The 4,835-nt window shown below is 42.9% G+C and carries 2 protein-coding genes and 3 tRNA genes; 1 reads left to right on the forward strand and 4 read right to left on the reverse strand.

Annotated elements, in window-relative coordinates:
- Positions 1-702 precede the first annotated feature (702 nt).
- Complete coding sequence (locus BM265_RS18360) at positions 703-2,484, forward strand: dockerin type I repeat-containing protein (RefSeq protein ID WP_431768000.1); 1,782 nt, start codon at positions 703-705, stop codon at positions 2,482-2,484.
- Positions 2,485-2,567: 83 nt separating this feature from the next.
- Here BM265_RS18360 and BM265_RS18365 read toward each other — a convergent pair whose 3' ends face one another.
- From BM265_RS18365 to BM265_RS18380, 4 genes are all read right to left on the reverse strand, one after another.
- Complete coding sequence (locus BM265_RS18365) at positions 2,568-3,542, reverse strand: tyrosine-type recombinase/integrase (RefSeq protein WP_074963401.1); 975 nt, start codon at positions 3,540-3,542, stop codon at positions 2,568-2,570.
- 1,000 nt (positions 3,543-4,542) lie between these two features.
- Positions 4,543-4,615, reverse strand: a tRNA-Trp gene (locus BM265_RS18370).
- Positions 4,616-4,634: 19 nt separating this feature from the next.
- Positions 4,635-4,708, reverse strand: a tRNA-Ile gene (locus BM265_RS18375).
- Positions 4,709-4,759: 51 nt separating this feature from the next.
- Positions 4,760-4,831: transfer RNA gene (locus BM265_RS18380), tRNA-Glu, on the reverse strand.
- Between the last annotated feature and the right edge of the window lie 4 nt (positions 4,832-4,835).

A 4,835-nucleotide genomic window follows, 5' to 3' on the forward strand; every position in this document is an offset into this window, starting at 1 on the left:
ACAACAGCGCCTGAACTGCCGGCAACAACTCTGGCAGCAAATTGTTACGATCATATGTTTTACGGCTGCACCGGTCTGACAACAGCGCCTGAACTACCTGCAACAACGCTGGCAGCTCAGTGTTACTATACTATGTTTTACAATTGCACCGGTCTGACAACAGCGCCTGAACTACCTGCAACAACTCTGGCATTAGATTGTTACGATCATATGTTTTACAATTGCACCAGTCTGACAACAGCGCCTGAACTGCCGGCAACAACTTTGGCAGGTTCTTGTTACTATGGTATGTTTGAGTGCTGCACCAGTCTGACAACAGCGCCTGCATTGCCTGCAACAACGCTGGCAGCATGGTGTTACGATGAGATGTTTTACAGTTGCACCAGTCTGACAACAGCGCCTAAACTGCCGGCAACAACTCTTGCAGATTCTTGTTACAAGTATATGTTTTACGACTGCACCAGTCTGACAACAGCGCCTGAACTGCCGGCAACAACTCTGAAACCTTCTTGTTACAAGGCTATGTTTACCAAATGCACCGGTCTGACAACAGCGCCGGCATTGCCTGCAACAACTCTGGCAGATTATTGTTACTATGGTATGTTTTATGGCTGTACCGGTCTGACAAGAGCACCTGAACTGCCTGCAACAACTCTGGCAGATTATTGTTACAATAAAATGTTTTACAGCTGCACTGGAATCATGTTGTCAACAACACAAACTTCTGAATACAGTGTCGAATACAAAATTCCTGCTTCCGGAGAAGGAACAACACCTTCCCTTGCTCTTGTTGAAATGTTCGGTGGTACCGGCGGAACCTTTACAGGTACACCCGTTATCAACACAACTTACTATATGAAAACAGGCATCACACATACCCACAATTTCACATACACTGCAAGCGACGACGTCATCACGGCGACCTGCGATGCAGAAAACTGTTATTTGACGGAAAACAAGGTCACTTTGACTATCACTGCGCCTACTCTGACCACCTATGGCGGCACAGGAAGCGCATCGGCAACACTGACCGGGCTGACTGATTTTAACAGCGCTACCGGCAAGACCATTTCGGAGGCGGATATTAAGTATGTCGGCAGAAATGACACGATCTATGAGGAAAGCACAACTGCTCCCACCGATGCCGGCGAGTATACCGCAAGCATCACGGTGGAAGAAAAGACCGCAACGGTTGATTTCACGATAGCAAAAGCTTACATGACACCTGATCCGGTATCGGAACTGAATGCAGTATACGGACAGACACTAGGAGATGTAACACTTCCTACAGCCAATGACGGTTCATGGACTTGGAAAGATGCTTTGACAACCCTTGTTGGTAATGCAGGTATTGAGACATTCAAAGCAGTATTTACACCTTCAAGTGCGAACTACACCGCGGTTGAGCAGGACATAACAATCAATGTTGCAAAGGCAGATCCAACACCCGATGCAGTAACAGGTCTGACAGCCGATTACGGCAAGACACTTGCTGATGTTGCACTTCCTAACGGCTGGGCTTGGGACGCTCCTGCAACAAGTGTTGGCAATGTAGGTGATAATGCTTTTGCAGCTACCTATACTCCTGATGACACAGCAAATTACAATACGTTTAATCAGGATCTCACAGTGACAGTTGTTCCCGTTGACAAAACTGCTCTGAACGATACGCTCACAAATGCAAATAACTATCTTGACACTATCAAGAACGATGCAGACTACGCTACACCTTCTTCGGATCTATCAACTGCAATTTCTACAGTAAATGCAGTACTCACGAATGATAATGTCACCGAAGCACAGGTAGCACAGGCTATTACTGATGTAAACAACGCTGTTACAACTGCAAAGTCTGACGTTAAGGATATTGATGACACAAAGGATGCACAGGCTGTGACTAATAAGATCAATGCGCTAACTGCTGCTGAAAATGTATCAACCGCTGACAAGACAGACATCGAAGCTGCAAGAGCTGCTTATGATGATCTGACCGTGGATCAGAAGGCAAAGGTTTCCACTGACACTCTGGAAAAGCTGACCGAAGCTGAGACAGCACTCGCAGCAGCCGAGAAGGATGATGCAAATCAGGCAGCAGCAAATGCTGTAACAGGCACTATCAATGAACTACCTGCAGCAGAAGATATCACGACCGAAGACAAGGCAGATATCGAAGCAGCCAGAAAGGCTTATAATGAACTGACAGAAGACCAGAAAGCTAAGGTCTCCGCTGAAGCAAAGGCAAAACTTGAAGCCGCAGAAATAGCGCTTGCAGAAGCTGAAAAAAACGTTATTAAAGGTGACGTAAACTTTGACGGTAAGATCAATGTTACCGACGTTATTAAAGTCGCTGCGCATGTCAAAGGCAAGAACTTAATGACAAAAGAACAGCAGAAACGTGCTGATGTAAACCATGATGGTAAAATTAATATATCTGATATTACAAAAATCGCAGCCCATGTTAAAGGCAAAAAATTACTAACATGATACATCATAGTGATCAAATAATCCCCCTGTATATTGCAAACAGGGGGATTATTTTTGATTATTGCTGTGTCTATAGACACACTTTAATAAATCTCATCGAGCTTTGTCATCGCAGTCTTTTTTTGTTCCTCTATGATATGATAATAAAATTTCATAGTAACAGAAACATCAGAATGTCCTAATATCTCGGAAACAACCTTAATATCCGTTCCTTGTCTGAGAAGCAACGTAGCAAATGTATGACGGAGGGCGTGTACTATATCTCTCTTACCGTAAATACCGCAGTTTTTAAGGATTCTCTCCATTGTGCGATGAATATTTCCGGGCTTCACATACTTACAGTTATCTGTAGTGACAACCCTTTCGTTATCTCCCATGATAGAATGTATCTTAACCAATGCATCAAGAGCAGTCATATTCAACGGTACATAGCGAATAGACTTACGCGACTTGGGTGAATTGACAATGGTTTCATATTTCGTGCTGCTGTTACCTCTTGCCTTTACTGTAGCAACGCTGTTATGTACATAAAGTACTCTATTAGAAAAATCTACATCTGACCAGCTGAGTGCAAGTACTTCTCCTAATCTCAATCCGGTATTCAACAACAAAACAATGATATATCCATAGCGATATTTATAATTACCATTTCTATACTTCGAAACAGCTTCAGAAGCTATCGCCCTAGCCTGTTCGGGAGAGTAGTAAACAACTGTCTCATCAGGCTTATTATTCTTTGGAAGAACAACTGTCAGCATAGGATTTTTCTTTATATCGCCCTTTATTACAGCAAGATCAAGACAACTTTTCAAGTTAACATAGGCTTTCTTTGTAGTACTAAAAGACGTGCGTTCTGAAAGGTCATTCAACATCATCTGAATATCATCACAAGTAAGCTTCTTCAACTTGATTCCGCCAATAACAGGAAATATCTGACAGTTAAGACTCTGCTCAACCCTATCGTAAGATGAACGTTTAAGGGTAGGACGTTTGGTATTAACAAGCCATTTCGTCATATACTCCTCGACGGTACTATTTGTCTGTTTCTCGAAAATCATTTTAATATCCTCCTGGGTTCTATATGCCTGTGTGTAATCACACAAAGAATATAATACCAAAAAGAATAAAATATGTCAATAATCAATATCCAGAAATATCCAAAAACACATCTGTAATATCAGAATTTATATACGTAAGAAAAAGAAAAAAAACAAATTAAATATTATTCAAAATATTTTCTAAAGAGGGTTGACAAATCAAAAACAATGTGTTATAATGCACCATAGTGGGAAAACAAAACACCCACCTGTGATTTAAACGAACGCCAATTCGATTAAATCGATCAGCACAAATGCTCCGGAAAAGCAAATGTGAGATCTTTACAGATGAGTGCATCAATTGTCATGTCTTTTATTATAGCATGGCTTTGATAGATTTGTCAAGAGGGTTTTCAGTCGCTTTGTGGAGCAGTGCTGAAAGCTCTTTTGTTTTGTTCTTCTCATACCGTCAGTCTTTAGGAATTGACGGCTGACAACAGCTTAACTGAATAGCCATTGAATGAACGGCAACCTCGACGAAACCTCAATAACTACTGGAGTTATCCAGTCACATTGTAACAGTTTGCATTTGCAAGCCTGCCACATAGCAGATACCTCAATGTGCGCCGTGACCACTTAGTAACAGTAAGTGCAGCGAGTATAAACACTGTGGTGTGAGCTACCGGGGACGTAATCGAGAAGTCATGGTCTGTTTCGACCGTGCAAAGGGCGCAGCCGACAGCAAGGCGTTTTCAATGATAGAGTTTGTCACTCTGAGAATTCGCTGATGACTAGGCGATCTAAATGATCTACGTCAAAAGGAAACCATTCAAGGTACAAAGAAATAATTATTACCGCTCACTATAGCGGTTTTAATACAACCAACAGGCTGGTATAGCAGTACCGCTTGTTGGCACAAATTCACTGAATACAATGGACTTGTGCCAGCAAGTGAATTGCTTAATAATTACTTAAATATGAAAAAGCCCCCGCAAGGGAATTTCTTCCCTCACGGAGATAGCAGGGGCACCAAGGATCGAACTCGGGACACGCGGTTTTGGAGACCGCTGCTCTACCAGCTGAGCTATACCCCTAGGTATTAAATTAAGAGAGTGGACCATCAGGGACTCGAACCCCGGACCCACCGGTTATGAGCCGGTTGCTCTGACCAACTGAGCTAATGGTCCATGTACAAAAAAACGCAAACTGAAGAAGTCAGCTTGCGGTCTTGGGAAATATGACCCGTGGGAGAATCGAACTCCCGTCGCCGGCGTGAGAGGCCGGAGTCTTAACCGCTTGACCAACGGGCCTTGA

The sequence above is a fragment of the Hominimerdicola alba genome (assembly GCF_900112155.1).
In the GTDB taxonomy this organism is placed as follows: domain Bacteria; phylum Bacillota; class Clostridia; order Oscillospirales; family Ruminococcaceae; genus Hominimerdicola; species Hominimerdicola alba_D.

What these genes read in the sequence shown, in the direction of transcription:
- BM265_RS18365 (WP_074963401.1), bottom strand. Translation starts at nt 3,542, where the DNA reads ATGATTTTCGAGAAACAGACAAATAGTACCGTCGAGGAGTATATGACG.
- BM265_RS18360 (WP_431768000.1), top strand. Translation starts at nt 703, where the DNA reads ATGTTGTCAACAACACAAACTTCTGAATACAGTGTCGAATACAAAATT.